General features: G+C 43.8%; 10 protein-coding genes and 2 pseudogenes. 5 read left to right on the top strand and 7 right to left on the bottom strand.

Annotated features, from left to right (window positions below; all coding sequences use genetic code 11):
* Positions 1–201: 201 nt before the first annotated feature.
* The 3 genes from F7734_RS36225 to F7734_RS36215 form a co-directional block, all read right to left on the bottom strand.
* Entirely contained in the window at positions 202–1767 is a 1566-nt protein-coding gene (locus F7734_RS36225; RefSeq protein WP_243147278.1) for an isopeptide-forming domain-containing fimbrial protein, read from the bottom strand.
* 6 nt (positions 1768–1773) lie between these two features.
* A complete protein-coding gene (locus F7734_RS36220) occupies positions 1774–2328 on the bottom strand; it encodes a DUF11 domain-containing protein (RefSeq protein WP_155749324.1) in 555 nt (184 codons plus the stop codon).
* Positions 2329–2511: 183 nt separating this feature from the next.
* Positions 2512–5058, bottom strand: coding sequence for a hypothetical protein (locus F7734_RS36215; protein ID WP_155749323.1), 2547 nt, complete (start codon positions 5056–5058; stop codon positions 2512–2514).
* 687 nt (positions 5059–5745) lie between these two features.
* Between F7734_RS36215 and F7734_RS36210 the strand changes: the two genes are divergently transcribed.
* Positions 5746–11274, top strand: coding sequence for an ATP-binding sensor histidine kinase (locus F7734_RS36210; RefSeq protein ID WP_155749322.1), 5529 nt, complete (start codon positions 5746–5748; stop codon positions 11272–11274).
* On the opposite strand, the gene F7734_RS65630 is transcribed toward F7734_RS36210, so the two are convergent.
* Positions 11246–11380 carry a hypothetical protein gene (locus F7734_RS65630; RefSeq protein ID WP_279239803.1) on the bottom strand — a complete coding sequence of 45 codons (135 nt, stop codon included), beginning with the start codon at positions 11378–11380 and terminating at the stop codon, positions 11246–11248. The genes F7734_RS36210 and F7734_RS65630 overlap by 29 nt on opposite strands.
* Positions 11381–11686: 306 nt before the next feature.
* Between F7734_RS65630 and thrC the strand changes: the two genes are divergently transcribed.
* Positions 11687–12991 carry a threonine synthase gene (gene thrC, locus F7734_RS36205; protein WP_155749321.1) on the top strand — a complete coding sequence of 435 codons (1305 nt, stop codon included), beginning with the start codon at positions 11687–11689 and terminating at the stop codon, positions 12989–12991.
* An 84-nt stretch (positions 12992–13075) separates the two neighbouring features.
* Positions 13076–13351, top strand: a complete 276-nt coding sequence (locus tag F7734_RS36200; RefSeq protein ID WP_155749320.1) for a MoaD/ThiS family protein — start codon at positions 13076–13078, stop codon at positions 13349–13351.
* Between the two features lie 74 nt (positions 13352–13425).
* Here F7734_RS36200 and F7734_RS61040 read toward each other — a convergent pair.
* Positions 13426–16241, bottom strand: a pseudogene (locus tag F7734_RS61040) (PAS domain S-box protein).
* A gap of 327 nt (positions 16242–16568) precedes the next feature.
* On the opposite strand from F7734_RS61040, the gene F7734_RS36180 reads away from it, so the two are divergent.
* Entirely contained in the window at positions 16569–16751 is a 183-nt protein-coding gene (locus F7734_RS36180; protein ID WP_155749319.1) for a DUF433 domain-containing protein, read from the top strand.
* Positions 16752–16766: 15 nt separating this feature from the next.
* Here the strand turns inward: F7734_RS36180 and F7734_RS36175 are convergent, their stop codons facing one another.
* Positions 16767–17858, bottom strand: a complete 1092-nt coding sequence (locus tag F7734_RS36175; protein ID WP_155749318.1) for a nucleotidyltransferase domain-containing protein — start codon at positions 17856–17858, stop codon at positions 16767–16769.
* Positions 17859–18095: 237 nt separating this feature from the next.
* Here F7734_RS36175 and F7734_RS36170 point away from each other — a divergent pair.
* A pseudogene (locus F7734_RS36170) lies at positions 18096–18299 on the top strand (restriction endonuclease subunit R); the annotation flags it as partial.
* A 292-nt stretch (positions 18300–18591) separates the two neighbouring features.
* Here F7734_RS36170 and F7734_RS36165 read toward each other — a convergent pair.
* Positions 18592–20544, bottom strand: a 1953-nt coding sequence (locus F7734_RS36165) for a polynucleotide kinase-phosphatase (RefSeq protein WP_155749317.1), incomplete at its 5' end; no start/stop codon positions are given.

Raw genomic sequence — 20544 nt, 5'->3', positions numbered from 1 at the left:
CCTTAGTCCCCCCTTGGAAAGGGGGGAAACTAGATTGAGATTTCCAGTTCCCTTGGAAAGGGAGGAAACTAGATTTCCAGTTCCCTCCCCTTGGAAAGGGGAGGGTTAGGGTGGGGTAAAAACAACGCCGAAAATCCCCATAATACTGTTGAAATTCCGTAAGTCCTGTTAAATTGAAAACATTTACATAACGCAGTCTTTTCATTTTTCGACCTCCTCATGGAAGGCTGGAGTGACTGCGAAGTTCATTCGTACCATTCCACCTGGTTCTAAGCGCACCAGGCGAGATTGGCTGTTACGTTCGCGGAAGTAAAGATTGGGAGCTAAAGTATAACCAGAAAGGCTGCTGAGGTCTAGGACTCCAGTGTGATTTCCTGGTAGGACATTGGCAACAGAAAATAAACCATTAACATCCGTAGTTATACGGTTGCCATCTTCTAGGAAGATAACCGCATTGGGAACTCCTGGTTCTCCTGTTTGCTGTTCGCCATCAAAGTTCTTATCGACAAAGACGCGACCAATAATTGTGCCGCAGTCAGACACAATTCCCGGTCGGACTTTTAATTGATGGGTTGCAGGACCATCTTTAACCGCAAAATTGTTATCAACTCGTTGGGCGTTAACGATCGCCGAATTTCGACCCGAACCACGTACAGAATCGGGTGAGAGTTGAGCAGCATAGGCAATATTAAGTACTTTGTTAGGAGGAATGGGGATTGAGGTTCGCAATCTCACCGTTGCACCTTGTCCTTCCACTGTCACCGTTACGGCTTGACGATCAAACTCACCTCGCACGGATTTGGAAATAAAGGTAAATCCTAGAGGTAAGGTATCGGTAATGACTAATTCGTTGAGTGCAGCATCGCTCTTGTTCTTGACAGACAAGCGGTAAATGACGGTATCACCGGGTTCTGCCGTTGCGCGATCGCCTGTTTTAATAATTTGTACTTGTTGTGTTTGACACATTCCTACATCAAACTCAAAAGCAAACAAATTGAGTCCCACAAGTTCGGCATTGGGAATCAAAACCACAGTTCCTTGATAACTGGTTTCTCCTGTGATGCTAATAGGCTGACCATCTAAGGAAGCTGCAAGATAGCGAACAACATTGTTTTGGGTATTCGCAGCACTTTCAAGAATGGAAATTTTGATTCGCCGTTGGGAGTAGATAGAATTTTCTGGGGGATTGACTACTAAAATATAAGTTTTCCCTGGAGTGACTTGACCCTTGCTAGGATCGAGTAAAAAGTTATATTTTCCCTCAGAAGAATTTGTAAGTACAAAAGGATTGTTGTTGGTGGTATTTGGTTGTACCCCTCTAGCAACAGCATTATTGGGAATATCGGGTAACTCTGTGGGAGTCAGAGAAACCAATCTTCCTAATTCTGTTCCCGTTGGATCGTTGGAGTTAGTTTCGTACAAACCAACAGAAAAACCGTTGTAATCAGAGAGTGGCTGTCCGTTACAGCCTAAAATTCTCCCTTGGGGGTCAATTAATTGAATCGGTTTAATATCAATTTGGCTGGAAATACCTTGAAATTGAGAATTGGTATTAGAATCTGTATAAGTATATGTCGCTTGATTAATGAGGTTCTTTGTCTGGGCGAGTGCAGTTATCGGGTTGCATAATATGTAGGCAGTAGGAACTGCGATCGCGAACCATCCAAACCAATGTTTCTTATTTATAACCGCAGATGCACGCAGACACACGCCGATAAAATGCGTTCGTCTGCGTTCATCTGCTATGGGGTGCGGTTCAATTTCCATAATTCTTCATCGCACCTTGACTTGATAAATTCCTTTGACACTTCCCTTGGCGGGAATTGATGACCCAAACTTCCAACGAATATGGGTATACATTGTGACTGGTGCGGGTTTTGTTTCAACTTTACCGTTGGCAAGGGCAACTTTGACGCTAGGGCTTTCTACATAACTTCGTCCTCCATCAATGCTGTAAGTAATTTTGGCTTCATTGTTAACATTGCTGGTAGCGGAATTCAGTACATACACGGTTCCTAAGGGAATGGGTTGATTGATAATAAGGTTTTTGACATTCCCATTGCTGTTGTTGTCAGCTGTGACGGTGTAGCGCAAGATATTTCCCGGTTCTACCAAAGCCTTTCCTTGCAATGGTTGCCAAGTTGAGGTTTGCTTGCCCTGTACTTGCTGGACAACTCTCTTTTCTACTTCCAAGCGCAACTGCACTTGTCCCTTTGTTTGCGTGTTTTGAGCAATGGCTGTTTCTAACCCAAATTTTGTTTGATTCAAAACAGGAACAGTCGCTAACAATGCGATTGCTCCTACAGTTGCTAGTACAAAATCCTTCATATGAAAATCTCCGGTAGGGGGTAGGGAATGAGGACTTCCTCGTTCCCAGGCTCAGCCTGGGAATGCTTGTTTAGAGGCTCTGCCTCAAGTTATCCTGGTATAGGAGGCAGAGCCTCTCGGAATGCGTTCCCAGGCTGAGCCTAGGAACGAGCCAATCCAAAATCCAAAATCCAAAATCCAAAATCAATTCACTTTGCGTTGGAAGGTAAATGTTCTTTCCTGTCCGGGTGTCACCGTGTCAGTGACGGTATCTACGTATTTGGTCACGTCATCATTAATAGTTGTCCCGGTTTGGTCACCTGTAGAGGTTGTTGCTGGTTTACCTTTAAAGAATGCGATCGTTGCAGCACCAGAATCTTTTGCGGAACCAGCAACATGGCTCGTATCTATGATGCTGTTGTTATCGTTATCTAGAGCCCAGTTGTTACCTTTTGTACCATCCCAAGTGGTACCATCTTCAGTAATAATGACTTTGCCTGCATTTAAGACGATGTTACCAGTACCGGATTGAGGTTCAGAAATGTTTTTGTATCTAATTTGGTACTCAATGATGTTTCCTGAAGCGGGGGTTCTGGGTACATCATCGGGAACATCCCCAATACCAGGTGTTGTCTCAAAGTTATCCTGACCGGTTCTTACTGCGGGACCTGTTCCTTGCAATACGCGCGACAGTTTCACCATCTTCAAGAAGCCAGTGTAGACACGGTCAATGGTGATATTACTGGGTTCGCCTTTTTGGAATCCTGCTGTTTCGTTGTTCTCAATATATGCTGTTATGGGAACTGGGAAGCCACGATTGATATCTGTAGAAAGTCGAGTCCCAGAAGGCAAATTGACTTCCACACCATAATTGGCTGTTGCATTAGCAGCAATATTATTAATTCGGATGGGATTTGTAGCACTAATGTCTTGATTGTCAACCTTTCCTTGCCCTGACTGGAAGACGAAATTTGTCCCATCATATTTATAAGTTGCAGATAAACTGTCGTAACTGATGGTTACGAGTGTATTTACAGGTAAGTCGTCTACATTTGTAGGAGTTGTTGGAATCAGGGAGATGTTACTACTACCCGTACCAGTATTTTTGAGAGTGTTGGTAAAACTAACTCCATCTGGATCGATTGATGTTCCGGGAACTGTACCTGCAGGGACTAGTGAAGATTTGTTGGTGAAGTCTTTATTGTTATCGTTCTCAGCAACAGCATCTGGTGCATCCTTCGGTCCGTTTAAGACAGAAACACCTCCCCCAGCAGTCAGGGTGACAATATTTGCCTCACCACCAGGGCCAGTAGCACTATTATTGTTATTGGTATCAGTGCCAATTTGTTCTAACTTATCAGGAATACCGTTGTTATTGGAATCTGTGGGAGGGATAAAACCATCATCAACGCTATCTGGAGGAAGGGTATCGGGAATTTTATCGCCGTTGGTATCCGTACCAGTGGGGGGATTGGAACCATCAAAATTACTGGGGTTTTGGTCGCCTGATTCATCGTAAACAGGCGCTCCTCCAGGAGTTTTACCAAACAATTGGGCAATATTAGCAATTAAGACAGATTCAGGCGTACCAAGAACTTCAACAATGATTTGGAAGCCCGTAACTGTCGTACCTGGGGCAATACTTTCAGTTCTTACAAAACCAATCCTTTTGACTGTTGCTAAATCTGAGGGTGCAGTGGTTGTCCAAGTTGCCTGGTTAGCGTCCGATGAGGTGTCGGAACTCGTATAAACAATCTGCCATCCTGCAGGAGCTTTAGCACTCGTCAATTTGGTACCTGCTGGAATGGCATCAGACACTAAAATGTTGGAACCTGTTAAACCGGGAATCTCTGTACCATTCAGAGGAGCGGGGCTGATACCATTACCTGTGGGCTCGTTGTTTTCAACTCGCAAGCTTAACTCGTAGCTAAGAGTATCGCCTCCGGGACCAATGACACCAGCACTTGTTTGACTGCTGCGGGTTTTGAGGATTGTTGCAAGAGTGTAATTTTTTAGGTTTGAATCCACCGTGACTTGCTGTGTGGCGCTTGCTTCACGGGTACCATTTACAGGTACACCATTAACTTCACCTTGTGTACCATCAGGATTATCTACAGTATAGAGGTCACCGCCATTTTCACTCCGTGGCTGGTTTTGAGCATCGCTGGGGGTATCGCCTAACTTGACAGATATGGTGCTTCCGCTTGTTGCACCATCAGCAACTTTAACAGGAACCTGCACTAAAACAGAACCGCCAGGTGGAATTGAGTTAGTTAGGGTTCCACCAGGGACAACATCTGTCCAAGTTTTACCGCCATCGTAGCTGATTTGTACAGCCCCATCAAGTTGTCCGGGTCCCGTAACTGTAGGTTGGTCGGGAATGCGGAATTGGGTAGGATCGTTACCGACGTTAGTGACGTTGTAGGTGTAATAAATGGTGTCCCCTACACCAATTTTTCCATCTGTGTTTTGGTCGGTTTTAAATGAAGTACCGGAACCCGTTACGGTAACACCCGCAACTTCGGCGACGGTGACAACCACTGTGTTAGAAGTTGTGTTAATTGTTGTTCCGGGATTATTGGGGTCTTCATAGGTAGCAGTTGCCGTATTGCTAATAGATTGACCCGCATTTGTACCTTCAGCTTTTACTGGGGTGACATATTGAAAAAAACTATGAGCTAATAATCCTGTAGCAATTAGATACAGGTAGAACTTGGTTTTCCCTGGTGGTAGTTTATATGTTGCTGGCATGATGAACCCTAAAAGTTAGAAGTTAAATTAAAACCGTTGTTTAAAGGTAGAACTGAATTGTGCGATCGCAAAATCACCAAGTACGTTTAACTCAAAAGTTGAAATTTTAAGGACTCTTAAAAAGGAAGGTTATACCCAATACTGCAAGGGCTGAGAATTTTAGCTTTGTTGGGTTGAGCACGAGCGTTACCCAACATCTAGAGCAATTGTTGGGTTTCGTTCCTCAACCCAACCTACGTGTTTTGAAATTTATGTCTCAGCCCTTGTAGTATTGAGGTTATACCTAAGTCTTAGCTCCGTTTAAGTAAGGATATTTAGTAGATTGCCCCAAATGACTAAAAAAAGTATCAAGGATAAAGGATGAAGGATAAAAATTTCATCTATCCTTCATACTTCATCCTTCCTCAGCAATTCTCATTAAGAGAAATTGAGCTTACAAGAATGTAACTTTTGATTCCTGTATTTAGCTTCAGTAGAAGTATGGACTTCTTGAAAAATTTATGGATGACAAGCTGTTAGAAAACAGCTATTTCAAACAGTATTTTCCACAGCATAACCAGCTTTGTTGGGTTGAGGAACGAAACCCAACATTTTGTCCAGTAAAAACCTGTATATTTTTGTATAGTATATTACATATAGCAAGCCATATGGGCATAGTAAGAATGTTTATATTGCAGCAAGAAGACAATGACGACAGCTACTTTATCCGGTTATCAACTTCTCGATATCCTTTACTCTGGGGGTAAAACTATTATTTATCGAGGACGGCGAGAAATTGATAACATTTCGGTTATTGTCAAAACTTTGTCCTACGAACATCCACCCTTGGAAGAAATTGCACGGCTGCGTCACGAGTATCAAATCCTTCAACCTTTGCATATTCCTAGTGTTGTTAAACCTTACGAGTTAAAGAATTACCAACACAGTCTAGCTTTGGTTTTGGAAGATGTTCGGGGTTGCTTGCTGAAAGAGGCGATCGCAACTCAAACAACCAGCTTGATGGCTTTCTTGAAGGTAGCGATTAACTTGGCACACACCTTAGGGGAACTGCACGCTCAAGGGATTATTCATAAAGATATTAAACCACAAAATCTTTTGATTGACCCTAACTCTTGTGAAGTCAAATTCATTGATTTTAGTATTTCCTCGCGCCTCGACCGAGAAAATCCTACCTTGAATCATTTGAGTTTGCTCGAAGGGACTCTTGCTTATATGTCGCCCGAACAAACGGGTAGAATGAACAGAGCGATCGATTATCGGACTGACTTTTACTCTTTGGGTGTGACTTTATATGAAATGCTAACAGGCACTTTGCCGTTTCACGCCACCGATCCTATGGAGTTGGTACACTGTCACATTGCGAAAAAACCCGCCTCACCCTGTCAAGATACTGTATGCCGCGTCACAGAGCAAGTGCCAGAGACGATTAGCGCGATTATTTTAAAACTGTTGGCGAAAACAGCTGAGGAGCGGTATCAAAGTGCTTGGGGACTGAAAGCAGATTTAGAGGAATGCTTGTTTCAACTTCAGACGACTGGCACAATTGAAAATTTTGTACCGGGAAGAAGGGATAAATCGGGGCAATTCTCAATCGGACAAAGGCTGTACGGACGGGAAGCAGAAGTCACGCGGTTAATGGAGGCTTTTGAACGTGTGGCTTTTGGTAGCAGCGAATTGATGCTGGTTTCTGGGTATTCGGGGATTGGCAAAACGAGTGTTGTCAATGAAGTTCACAAACCGATTGTTGGGACAAGGGGTTATTTTATTGCGGGTAAGTTTGACCAATTCAAGCGCAACATTCCTTATGCGTCGTTGATTGAAGCTTTCCAATCTTTAATTCAGCAGTTACTGACTCAAAGCGTTGCCCAAATCCAAGGGTGGAAGGACAAACTGTTAACTGCATTGGGGGAAAACGGGCAAGTCATTATCGATGTGATTCCAGAAGTGGAACTGATTATTGGGACTCAGCCACCTGTAGCACAACTGGGTGCCGCAGAATCTCAAAATCGTTTCAATCGTGTCTTTGGGCAATTTGTTGGGGTATTTACGGCTAAAGAGCATCCCCTGGTGCTGTTTCTGGATGACTTACAGTGGGCAGATTCGGCATCTTTGAACTTAATAGAGCTATTGATGACAGATAGCGATCGCAATTATTTATTATTGATAGGAGCATACCGGGATAACGAAGTATCTCCAACCCATCCACTCATGCTGAGTTTGTCTAAGATAGAAACGGCTGGTGCAGTGGTGAATAACATCATCCTGTTACCGTTGCAGTTAAAGGATGTGGAAGCGTTAATTGGCGATACATTGAATACCACTGAATGCAGCAAGGCACTGGCAGAATTACTGTTCTATAAAACTGGAGGAAACCCCTTCTTTTTAACGCAACTGCTGAAAACTCTACATCAAGAAGACTTGTTAACCTACAACTTTCAGTTAGGGATGTGGCAGTGGGATATTCAAGATATACAAGCGATTGGTATTACTGACTTGAATGTTGTTGAACTCATGGCGAGAAACATTCGCAAACTGTCACATGAGACGCAAAACGTACTCAAACTAGCTGCTTGTGTTGGTAACACTTTTAACTTAGATGTCTTGGCGATAGTTAACGAAGCCTCTTGTCTAACGACTGCAGCCCAATTATGGTCTGCACTTCAAGCGGGGTTGATTTTGCCATTAAGTCAAGATTACAAAATTCCTTTAGTGTTTGGTCAGGAAGAATCAGGAGAAATTGCCTTAACAGATGTCAAGGTTGACTATAAGTTTTTACACGATCGCGTACAGCAAGCGGCTTATTCTCTCATTCCCGATGAACAAAAAAAAGCAACGCACTTAAAAATCGGTCAATTGCTTCTGCAAAATACTACTGCGGAAGAACGCAGAGAAAATGTTTTTGCGCTGGTGAACCAACTGAATTATGGGGCTGACTTATTGATATCTGAGTCAGAAAAATACGAACTAGCAGAACTGAATTTGATAGCAGGTCAAAAAGCAAAAGCAGCTACAGCTTATGAATCGGCTGTCAAGTATTTAAATGTGGGTTTAGAACTGATAACTAATTCTAGTTGGCATCAGTATGACTTAACGCTAGCACTTTATGTAGAAACAGTCGCCACAGAATATCTCAACACTAACTTTGAACGGGCAAAACAACTGAGTGCTGTTGTTATTCAAAATGCTCGAACTTTACTGGAAAAAGTTCCCGTGTATGAGACACAAATTCAGTATTATATTGCTCAAAACCAAATGCAAGCAGCAATAGATACTGCTCTGGAAACCTTAAATCTTTTGGGAGAGCCGTTGCCTGAAATGCCAGAAGATTTTAGTGTTTTGGTGCAATTAATTGACCCCAAAAATATCTTAGCTGGAAAGAGCATTGAGGATTTAGCCGACTTACCGCAAATGAGCGATCGCTATAAGATTGCCACGCTACGAATTCTAGTCACAATGATACCATCTATCTTTGTTGCTGCTCCTCATCTGTTTCCACTAGTCATCCTAAAAACGATACATTTATCGGTTGAATATGGTAATTCACCACCATCTATTTATGCATATCCTCTTTATGCTATGAACCTAATTGGAATGCTTTCTGACTTTAAATCTGGATATAGATTTGGTCAATTAAGCTTAAAGCTATTGGACAAAATGAACGCTAAAGAGTTTAAGCCTAAAGTCTATGGGGTGTATAACTTTTTTGTGAGACAGTGGAACGAACCCGCAAGGAACACGATCGAGCCTTTTAAGGAGGGCATTCAAAGTGCGCTGGAAACTGGAGATTTAGAGTTAGCTTGTCGTTGTGCTACTTTTTATTGCAACTCTATCTTTTTTATGGGTGAGCCTTTAGAAAAGGTTTATCGGGAGCAAACTAAGTATTTCAATCTTATTCAAAAATACCATCAAAAATTTGATATTGATTATACCAGTCTATGGATACAAGGAGTCTTAAATTTAACCAAAAAATTTGAGAACACAGAGATTTTGTCGGGAGACTTTTTTAATGAAGAAACAGACGTAAGTGTTTTGACGAACTCTCAAAATCACATGGCTTTGTTTTCTTACTATGTTTTAAAAAGTACGTTATACTATTTATTTAAAAATTATGCTTCCTCCCTTGAATATGCCAAATTAGCCTTTAATTACACCAACACTTTGGTGGGCATGATACATATTGCCCAAACTAACTTTTACTATTCTTTAAGTTTATTAGCTTTATACAATCAAGCCGAGCCAAAGCAACAAGAAGAGTATCTCGCCCAAGTTTTAGCCAATCAAAATGAGATGGAAAAATGGGCATACCACGCGCCATCAAATTTCAAGCATAAGTATGAGTTAGTGGAAGCTGAGAAAGCACGGGTTTTAGGACAGTATGAAAAAGCTGTTGATTATTACGAACGTTCCATGCAAGGAGCAAATAAGCAAGGATACTTACAGGAAGAAGCTCTAGCAAATGAATTGGCGGCTGATTTTCATTTGTCTTTGGGCAGAGAGAAAATAGCCAAGACTTACATAACAGACGCCTATTATGGTTACATTCACTGGGGGGCTGTTGCTAAAGCCAAAGATTTAGAAGAAAAATACCCACAATTGATTGTGGGTAGACGCGAAACGGCTTACCGCGAAATATTGCTAAGTATAGGAAAGCCAGAAACGAATTATTTGGAACTGACTCAGACAAACTCCACGCTTGCAGGAGGCAGTCAAATTCTCGACTTGATGACGGTGATGAAAGCTTCACAGGTGCTTTCAGAAGAAATGGTGCTGAGTCACTTGCTGGCAAAAATGATGAAAATTGTCATTGAAAATGCTGGTGCTATCCAAGGTTACTTTCTGACCAAGCACGGACATCAATGGATACCAGAGGCTACGGGAATTGTTGAAAGTCAGGGCATTAGCGTGACTGTTGACTCAGAAGGTGAAACCAATTCTCCCTTACTCCCAGTTGCTTTATTCAATTATGTAGAAAGAACCAGAAGTCACTTGGTGTTAGACGATGCGGTTAAAGACTTGCGCTTTGCAACGGACACTTACATCATGACGCACCAATCTAAATCAATTTTATGCTTGCCTCTGCTTTACTCTAGCAAACTGATTGGTGTTCTTTATTTGGAAAATCATCTGATTGGAAGTGCGTTCACCTCAGAAAGAGTGAAGGTACTGACTTTATTAAGCGCTCAAATTTCCATTGCCATTGACAACGCCCGTCTCTACACTAACCTGCAAACCTACTCCCAACAACTTGAAGCCAAATCAGAAGAACTCGAAGCGAAAAACGAAGCATTGCAAGCATCTGAAACACGAGAGCGAGAAAAAGCGACTCAACTCGAACAGTACCTGCACCAACTGCAACTCACCCAAGCTCAACTCGTGCAAACTGAGAAAATGTCAAGCTTGGGGCAATTGGTAGCAGGAGTTGCTCACGAAATTAACAATCCAGTCAATTTTATCTTTGGTAACCTGACCCATGCCAAGGAGTACACTCAAGATGTACTGGGATTGTTGGCACTTTATCAGAAACATTATCCATTTCCCCACCTAGAGATTCAGGAACAAGCACAAGTCATTGACCTAGAATTTCTCCTTCAAGACTTACCCAAGCTACTCTCCTCTATGCGAATTGGCGCAGAACGGATTCAAAAAATTGTTGCTTCCCTGCGGACTTTCTCTCGCATGGATGAAGCCGAAATGAAAAGCGTTAATCTTCATGACGGGATTGAGAGTACCTTAATGATTTTGCAACATCGCCTGAAAGCAAAGTCAGACAGCCTTGGTATAGAAGTTATCAAACACTACGGAAATTTGCCATTAGTGGAATGCTATGCAGGGCAATTGAATCAGGTGTTTATGAACATATTGAGTAATGCGATCGATTCTTTGGAATCAATCGGCACAACCAATGCTTTAAAACAGTCATTACCGAGCGAGCGAGAGATTCTGACAAACCCAACTATTACCATTGTCACCGAGCAAGTGGATAATTATCAAGTTGAAATCCGCATTGCCGATAATGGTCCGGGTATTCCAGAATCGGTTCGCCAACGCCTGTTCGATCTCTTTTTTACGACAAAACCTGTGGGCAAAGGAACAGGTATGGGCTTATCGATTAGCTATCAAATTGTTACGGAAAAACACGGGGGGTCTCTTTTGTGTAGGTCAGAACTCGGACAGGGAGCCGAATTCATCATCCGCGTGCCAATTCGGCAACAGTGACTAGAGCTTCGTTATTTATACGCACGCATCGAACTTTGTGGGCAGCCGCCGTTGCAATTGCTTCCTTGTCTCCACCAGATAAATTCTGATAGGTAAGTAAACGCACTACCCCTCAAAATTAATGCGATGAACCAATAGTGGTTCGCCACATTGATTCTGATGAGTGAAACGATTGTCCCTCTCTCGTTCCCAGGCTCCGCCTCGCCATACAGGAGGCGGAGCCTCTCAATCAGGCATTCCTAGGCGGAGCCTAGGAACGAGGTGACAGCCCATCAAAATTAATGTGGTAGACCAATAGTTATTACTATAAGTTTTTCAATCCCGACAAAATTTGTCGGGTATGTTTGACGGGTATTTTCCCTCGTGTTACTATCAAAACCAAAGTTGACGGACATACAGGGAAGGCTGACTTATGACACAGGCGACAACAACTCATACCCAAACAAGCACAGGCACTTTTAAATCCTTGAAGTGTAAGGAATGTGGTGCGGAGTACGAACTCAAAGCTCTCCACGTGTGCGAGATCTGTTTCGGTCCGTTGGAAGTTAGCTATGATTACAGCGCCTTGCGGTCTAAAGTCACCCGTGAAACAATTCAAGCAGGTCCCAACTCCATTTGGCGCTACCGTCACTTTTTGCCTGTCGCCAGCGAAAATCCGATTGATGTGGGAACTGGTATGACCCCACTGGTTCGTTCCCACCGCTTGGCACGTCGCCTTGGTCTGAATAAACTGTACATTAAAAATGATGCCGTCAATATGCCCACCCTTAGTTTTAAAGATAGGGTGGTGTCGGTTGCTCTCACCAGAGCACGGGAATTAGGTTTCTCCACAGTTTCTTGTGCTAGTACCGGGAACTTAGCTAATTCTACTGCAGCGATCGCAGCTCATGCCGGTTTAGATTGTTGCGTGTTCATTCCTGCTGACTTGGAAGCGGGAAAGATTTTGGGTAGCCTGATCTACAGCCCAACCCTCATGGCTGTTAAAGGCAATTACGACCAAGTTAACCGTCTGTGTTCGGAAGTGGCAAATACACATGGATGGGGATTTGTCAATATCAACTTGCGTCCCTACTACTCCGAAGGTTCTAAAACACTGGGCTTTGAAGTGGCAGAACAACTGGGTTGGGAGTTACCCGACCATATCGTTGCACCTCTAGCATCGGGTTCGTTATATACAAAAATTTACAAAGGCTTCCAAGAATTTGTAGAACTGGGTTTGGTGGAAGCCAAGAACGTTAAATTTAGCGGCGCACAAGCAGAAGGATGTTCGCCCATCGCTCAAGCATATAGAGAAGGACGCGACTTTATCAAACCAGTCAAACCAAATACAATAGCTAAGTCCATAGCGATCGGCAACCCAGCAGACGGTGTATATGCTATAGATATAGCGCACAAAACAAATGGTAATATTGAGTCTGTGACAGATACCGAAATCATCGAAGGCATCAAGCTGCTTGCAGAGACAGAAGGTATCTTCACAGAAACAGCAGGAGGGACAACCGTTGCCGTGCTGAAGAAATTGGTAGAAGCAGGCAAGATTGACCCCGATGAGACCACTGTGGTATACATTACCGGAAATGGTTTGAAAACCCAAGAAGCTGTACAGGGCTACATTGGAGAACCCTTAACCATTGAAGCGAAGCTCGACAGCTTTGAAAGAGCACTAGAGCGTTCTCGGACACTCGATCGCCTCGAATGGCAACAAGTTCTCGTCTAGTTATGAGTTAGTGGTTAGTAGATAGTCGAACAACAACTAACCACTAACCACTAACAACTAACCACTAACAACTAACAATTAACCATGTCTGTAAAAGTTCTAGTTCCTACTGCCCTTCAGAAGTTTACAAATAACCAAGCTGCCTTAGATTGTCATGGCAGTACCGTTGCCGAACTGTTCGATTCTTTAGAAAAGAACTGTCCCGGTATCAAATCTCGGTTATGTGACGAAAGCGGACAACCGCGCAGATTCTTGAATTTGTATGTTAACAGCGAAGATATCCGTTTTTTGGATGGGACATCTACACCATTAAAAGATGGTGATGAAGTCAGTATTGTGCCTGCAGTGGCTGGTGGCTAATTGCTAATGGCTAATTGCTAATGGCTAATTGCTAATGGTTAATGGCTAATGGCTAATGGTTATCTGGTGAAAAGTCAGTTTCCAATTAAACTCGCGATCGCCTGCACAAGCATCTCTGGCTCGATTGGTTTAGAAATATGCTTCTGAAATCCGGCTTTTAGTGCCAATTGCCGATCGCTCTCCCCAGCAAAAGCTGTGAGGGCAATTGCTGAAATTGGCTGACTTGGTGACATTGCTCGAATGTGTTGCATCAGCATATAGCCTCCATCTCTGGCATTCCAATGTCACTCAGGAGCACAGCAGGTTGAGACTGGGCTATAACTTCCAGTGCAGCTAGAGCCGAGGGCACAGAGGTGACGATCGCTCCTTCCTGTTCTAGAATAAAAGCAATTAACTCGCGAGTGTCTACCTCATCATCAACAACAAGCACTCGAATACCCATGAGGGGGAAATGGGGAATGGGTAATGGGGGGGAGTTGTCTTCCCTACTCCCTACTCCCAATCCCCTACTCCCTACTCCCAATTCCCTACTCCCTAATAACGGCAACTTGACGGTAAATGTTGCCCCCTTTCCAACACCGGGACTCTCGGCTTGAACCGTACCTCCATGCAGTTCGACAATTTGCCGTGCGATCGCCAGCCCCAACCCCAATCCGCCAAATTTCCGGGTCGTTGCGCCATCTTCTTGCCGGAAATGTTCAAAGATATAAGGTAGAAAGTCAGGATTAATGCCAATTCCCGTGTCGGTTACTTGAATTTGGGCATGAGTTCCAGCGACTGTTAATGCGATCGTAATCTGACCCCCTGGAGGAGTGAATTTGACTGCATTCGATAAAAGATTCCACAACACCTGTTGCAACCGCCCTGCATCTCCGCTAATCGTTCCAACCGTAGGTGGAATTGCCGTCTGAATTTGCAGTGACTTGGCTTCTGCTGCTAATCGAACGGTTTCAAGAGCGGCTGAAATCACTTCACTCAGATCGACAGGCATCACATTCAAACTGAGTTTGCCGCGTAGAATGCGAGAGATATCGAGCAAATCCTCAATCAGTTGCACTTGTAGCTTGGCGTTGCGCTCAATGGTTTCCAATGCATAAGCGGTTTTTGCTGCATCTAGCCTGCTGTTGCGAAGTAAACTAGTCCAACCCAGGATAGGGTTAAGGGGTGTGCGTAGCTCATGGGACAGCACTGCTAGAAATTCATCTTTGATGCGGTTTGCCGATTCTGCTTGCTCGCGGGCAGATTGCGAGAGTTGCAGCAGGTGTTCTCGTTCCTCTACCTGCCGTTTGTGCTCGGTAATGTCAATAGTAATGCCATCAAAGCGCTTTGGGATTTGATTCATATCGTAGGTTACTCGTCCAACGGCGCGAATCCAACGCATTTGTCCATTGGGAGCAACAGTGCGGTAATCCACGTCATAATTAGCCCGCCTTTCAAGAGCATCAGCAACGACACGTTGTACTCGTTCTCGATCGTCTGGATGAAGCAGATCGTAAAAGGTGTCGATTGAGACTTCAGCATCCGATGGCAGCCCAAAATGCGTTTTGCACTGGTCATTCCATACTAATTTGTCTAGTGGCAAGTCACAGTACCACAACCCGACTTGAGCGCCTTCTATAACAAGATCGAGGCGATCGAGGCTGAGCTGCAACGCTTCCTCTATTTGTTTGCGCTCCGAGATGTCAATCACCGAGCCGATGTATCCTTTGAACTGACTATCGTCTCCAAACCAGGGACTACCTGCATCGATACAAGAGCGATACTCACCATCCTTGCGTCGCAATCGGTATTCCAGTCTAAATGCATCGCCCCGCTTGTTGGCTTCTAGGAAAATATTCTTAGAGTACTCGTAATCCTCTGGATGCACAGCATCCAACCAACCGAATCCTAGCCCTGTTTCCTCAGTTTGACCTGTAAAGTCATACCAGCTTTGGCTGAGGTAGGTGCAGTAACCAGTTGGATCGGTAACCCAAACCATGAACGGAGCATTGTCTGCCATGTTGCGAAACCGCTCTTCACTTTCTCGCAGAGCAATTTCTGCTTGTTTGCGTTCGTCTTCAATGCGTTTGCGTTCGGTGACATCTTTGAAAAGTATTGCGACTTTGCGGCTCTCAGGCTCCCCAACACGGAATGCATAAACGTCGAACCAACGGTTCATCACTGCGGAGCCATTCTCAAAGCGAACGGGTTCGCCCGTCAGCGCGACTTTACCGTAAATCTCAAACCAATGATCTTCGAGATCCGGAGCTAGCTGACGCGCCGTTTTTCCCTCTGCTTGTTCGAGTCCCGTTTGTTTCTCAAATGCCGGATTGATTTCCAAAAAGCGGTAGTCGAAGGGCGTGTCGTTTTCATCAAACAGCATTTCGATGACGCAAAAACCTTCGTCAATGGACTCAAACAGAGTTCGATAGCGTTCCTCAGATCGACGAAAGGCAACTTCTGCTTGTTTGCGATCGCTGTCAATGCGATGACGAGCGGCAGCTTGGCGCGATCGCCCTGCCGCTTGAACGGTTCGTGCTCCGGTGGTGTTGAGTGCCAGTTCACGCAGCATACGGAGACGGCGATCGGCCAAAACCCGTTCTGTTGTTTCTCTAACCGTACAAAGAATGCCACCGATCTGACCGACTTCATCCCGAATGGCACTGTAGGAAAATGAAAAATACGTTTCCTCGTCATAACCGTAGCGACGAATCATGAACCGCATATCTTCAGACTTAACCGTTTTGCCTGTCTCCAGAACACGCCCAATAATGCGCTCAACCGTTTCCCACGCTTCCGATCGGCAATCGCTTATTCGCTGCCCCAATGCTTTCGGATGTTTACTCCCTAACATGGGTATATAGGCGTCATTGTAGAACTGCACCAATTCGGTTCCCCAACAAATCAGCATGGGAAAAGCAGATTCCAGGCAAATGCTCACAGCCGTTCGTAAGCTAGACGACCAACTTTCTACTTTCCCCACGGTCGTCGTTGCCCAATCAAATGCTCGGATGAGTTCCCCCATCTCACTGTCGTTGACAAAGCTGAATTCAGAGACCATATCTGGTTCTTGAGCCACAGTTCCTACTCCCAAGCATATTTACTTCCCAACCTAGAGGAGCTTAATGTTTACTTTATAAATTATCTCTTATATATAATAGAAAAAAATCGTAATAACTAAGTTAACAAATATAATGATTACCTTAGTCCAAAACCAGTCAGTTCCGACCCAGAAGTTATGGGCGGTACGTTGGTATTCCGAGATACCAGAGTTCCTGCCCAATCATTATTAGAGTATTTAGACGATGGATTTTTTCTTTCAGAGTTTTTAGAGAATTTTCCTTCTGTCAATCGTACAGATGCGGTAAATTTTCTAAAACTTGCTCGCGAACACTTTCAGTATGAAAATTATTCTGGATGAGAATTTCCCAAAAATCTAACTCCATCCTTGCATTTCAACAAGTTCCATACACAATTCATTAATTTGTTCTAAATTAGGTCGTTCTGGCAAAGTAGAGACTTCGTACACCTTGTCCATTTGAGCAACTAAATCCTCTGCCATTTTCATGACTTGCTCGTAGGAATATCCACCCCTAAGAATTGCTTTTAAATCCTCTGCATCACCTGCAATTTTCCGGTCTACAATGACCTCTCCTGTCTGCAAAATTTCTAGTCCACTCCGTAACAACCTGATGCAGTGCATTCCATGTTTGAGGTCATAACCGGATTTTCTTTCCATTTGTGCCCTAGCCGGATTTCTATTTTCCTGCCATGATAGGTAAGCTTTCCATTCTCTTAAAGCCACTTGATAAGTTTGGCTTTTTTTCAACAAGCGAATAAAATCTTTATGGCTGTTTGTTAATTTTTGCGTGTATTCCAGAGCTTCATCAGCTAAAGGGTACTGTTTGAGCACACCTTTAAAATCTATATCTGCTGTCAGCAGCTTATACAATTGTTCTGCTTCTTCTAGGAATTCAATTTTTCCTCTAATTAATTGATAAAGATATTCTAGAAAAGCGTGTAACTCGTCTTTTGTGAGTGGTGCTTCATCTTCTATTCCATAATCAGATGGTAAGGGTTTCTTTTGTGGTGGATTGAGCAGCCACTTGCGATGAGTTTCCATCTTCTTAATTTGGGCAAAGGCATAACCGGAATAAGTGTGCTTGACTTTCTTGGTTAAAAATATTTTTCTATGATTAAGTAACTCTTGACCCACAGCTGTTAAAACAGGATATTTTTCCAACCATAATAATTCTAAAATATTGGGATTGGCTCCTGCCAGTAACTGTATTATTTTCCTAATTTCATATATAACCGTATCTTTATTCCCATCTAAAAATGGAAAGATTCCCGGTTCATCCCATCCACTGTCTTTTTGTTCAATAATGTCAAATCCTAAATAGTAATTTTTGGTGGCTACAAATACACCTCGATAGTCATAATCTGAATCGGGTCTATTTAACCCGTATCCGTGGCTACCTGCTAGCCCGATTAAAATTGTTCTTTTTTCAACTTCTATTCTTTCCATATCAGGATGCGTGGATTTTAGATTTTGGATTTTGGATTGGGAAAGCTTTACCTAGAGTAAATTTCACACTCCTATTTGTCTCATTCTTTTTTCAACTTGGTATGAGTGGTGGAATTGCGATCGGCTGGATACAGCTTGCGCGGCTGGGCGATAAGCTGGGTAAGGCTTGCGCTTCGCGAACGCATCTCAGTAAGCTATCATTGTATTATATTGTAATATGTTTTTTTGAAAATTAGGTATGTCATAGGTACTCCTTATTCAGATAAACCAAGCTATGGCATGATTACAACTGGAGGAAGTTTCATCTTTATCAAATTAGTGAAAGGAGAAATACCAGAGTACGGCACATCTAATGTTTTTGATATTCGCAATCGTGGAAATGACTTGTACAATGTATTGCGGATTTTAAAACGCCTCAGTCAATTGGTGATTGGTACATGAGAGGATGTTTGTAAAAGGTCATTGGTGTAGGGACTGAATGGGGGAATGCGGTAAAAGTTTTTCGCTCGTTTACAAGGATATCTATGTATGCAAGCCAATCAACAACAGATTGCAACTTGAAGATCGGGATGACTTCAAACGGTGCTCATCTGCCCTCTGCCACGCGAGGCGGAGCCTCGCATACTGCATTCCCAGGCTGAGCCTGGGAACGAGAGACGAGAGCAAGGCTGAGCCTGGGAACGAGAGACGAGAGCAAGGCTGAGCCTGGGAACGAGAGAATGAGGAATGTGGGTTACAATCGTGGGTCAACTGGCTCGCTCTCTAGGGCTAAAATACCAAAAACGCATTCATGAATGCGGCGTAGGGGTGCATGAGCTACAAATCGCTCTAATGCTTCAACACCTAGGGCAAATTCTCGCATGGCAAGGGAACGTTTGAGGGAGAGTCCCCGGTGACGCAAGCGTGCTAAATTTTCAGCTTTTGAGTATTCGAGTCCGTAGATAATCCGCAAATATTCCCGCCCGCGACACTTGATTGCAGGCTGCACGATATCGCGATTTTCTTTTACTATAAATTGCATTGGCTTGACGACCATACCTTCTCCGCCTGCATTTGTCAGTTCTTCCCACCAACGCACTCCATCTGCTTGGCTGTTGGCGTCGGTTAAATCTATTACCTTGTAGTTTGTCGCCAGAAGCAGGTTCGGATCGGACTGGCAAATTTTGGCGATTTGTTCCATGTGCCAGAGATGGTCTTTATCGGTATGGGCTGCTCCTTCTGTTGCTAGTATGTGGAAGGGGGCAAGTTTGAGGTGCGAAATATCACTAACTGGCCAGCAGTAACGACGGTAGGCATTGACGTACTGATGTGCCATTTTGACTCGTTCTTGGTAAGAACTGAGTTGGTTGCTGACATCTACACCCCGTTGACTTGCTTGTTGTAATACGGTTACGGCATCAGTTAAGGAAAGGCGCGATGCAATTCCAACAGGCGCGTACTGTTGCTGTAGCAATGCTTGGGCTTTGGCAGACCACGGCATCAGTTCGCAATCCAAGCAAACCCACTCTGTATTAAATGTTTCCCAAAAACCGCTGTGGGAAAGGGCGGTATTTAATCGAGTCAAAAATTCTTTCTCTAGGCGTGAATTCTCGAAAAATTTTCTTCCCGTGCGGGTATAGCAAATTCCAATGCCCTCATCAACTACACCAAATCGTTTTCTGGCTGCTGTCTCATCTCGACAGACGATCGCAACCGCCCTCGAACCCATGTGCTTCTCTTCGCAAACAACTTCAGTAATTCCCCTGCTTTGATAGTAGGCAAAAGCTTGCACTGGGTGTTCTAAATAACCCGGTTCTTGAGATGTTTCTACAGGGGACATGGTAGGTGGTAAGTAAATCAGCCATTTGGGGTTAGCAGCAAAACGGCTCATCACCTCCAGGGCTGCGATCGCATTTTCTTCTCGAATCGTAATCTTAGATTTAAGTTGGGTATTAATGATGCGCTTGCCAAGGACATCCTCAATATAAAGCACATCATCATATTCCTGCTGCAAGGAAGCGCCATTCCGTGTATTCCCAATTGGTTTAACAGGTTCGCAATAAGTATGAAAAGCAGGAATGCTAACCAGTTCTTTTTCTGGATAGCGCAATGCAGTCAATTTCCCACCAAACACACATCCCGTATCAATATCGATAGTATTATTCAACCATTCGGGTTCTGGAACAGGAGTATGCCCGTAAACAACAATCGCTTCACCGCGATAATCCGCCGCCCAATTGTAACGAACTGGCAAACCAAACTCATCAATTTCTCCAGTGGTTTCACCATATATAGCAAACTCCCGTACAGCCCCAGAACCCCGTCCGTGCATTTCCTGTTTTAATCCTGCATGAGCAACCACCAGATGTCCCTTATCTAAAACATAATGACTTATCAGGGAATCAAGGAACTCACACAACAGTTTTGTAAAAGGTTGACGCACATCTTCCGGCAAAGCCTCAATTTCAGCTAAAGTTTGCTCCAATCCATGATTCACCTTAACATTTTTACCCCGTAATTTCCGCAACAACTTGTTTTCATGATTACCAAGAATACAAAAACCCGTTCCTGCCGCAATCATGTTTCGCACGAGTTTTACTGTATCTAATATCCGAGGTCCCCTATCCACAAGATCACCTAGAAAAATTACTTTGCGTCCTTCAGGGTGGTAGTAGGTGGGGGTAGCCACGGGGGCCAAGGGGGACAA

The organism is Scytonema sp. UIC 10036, assembly GCF_009725235.1.
Note: the sequence above shows the minus strand (reverse complement) of the source record. Positions and strands in the feature narration are given on the sequence as shown.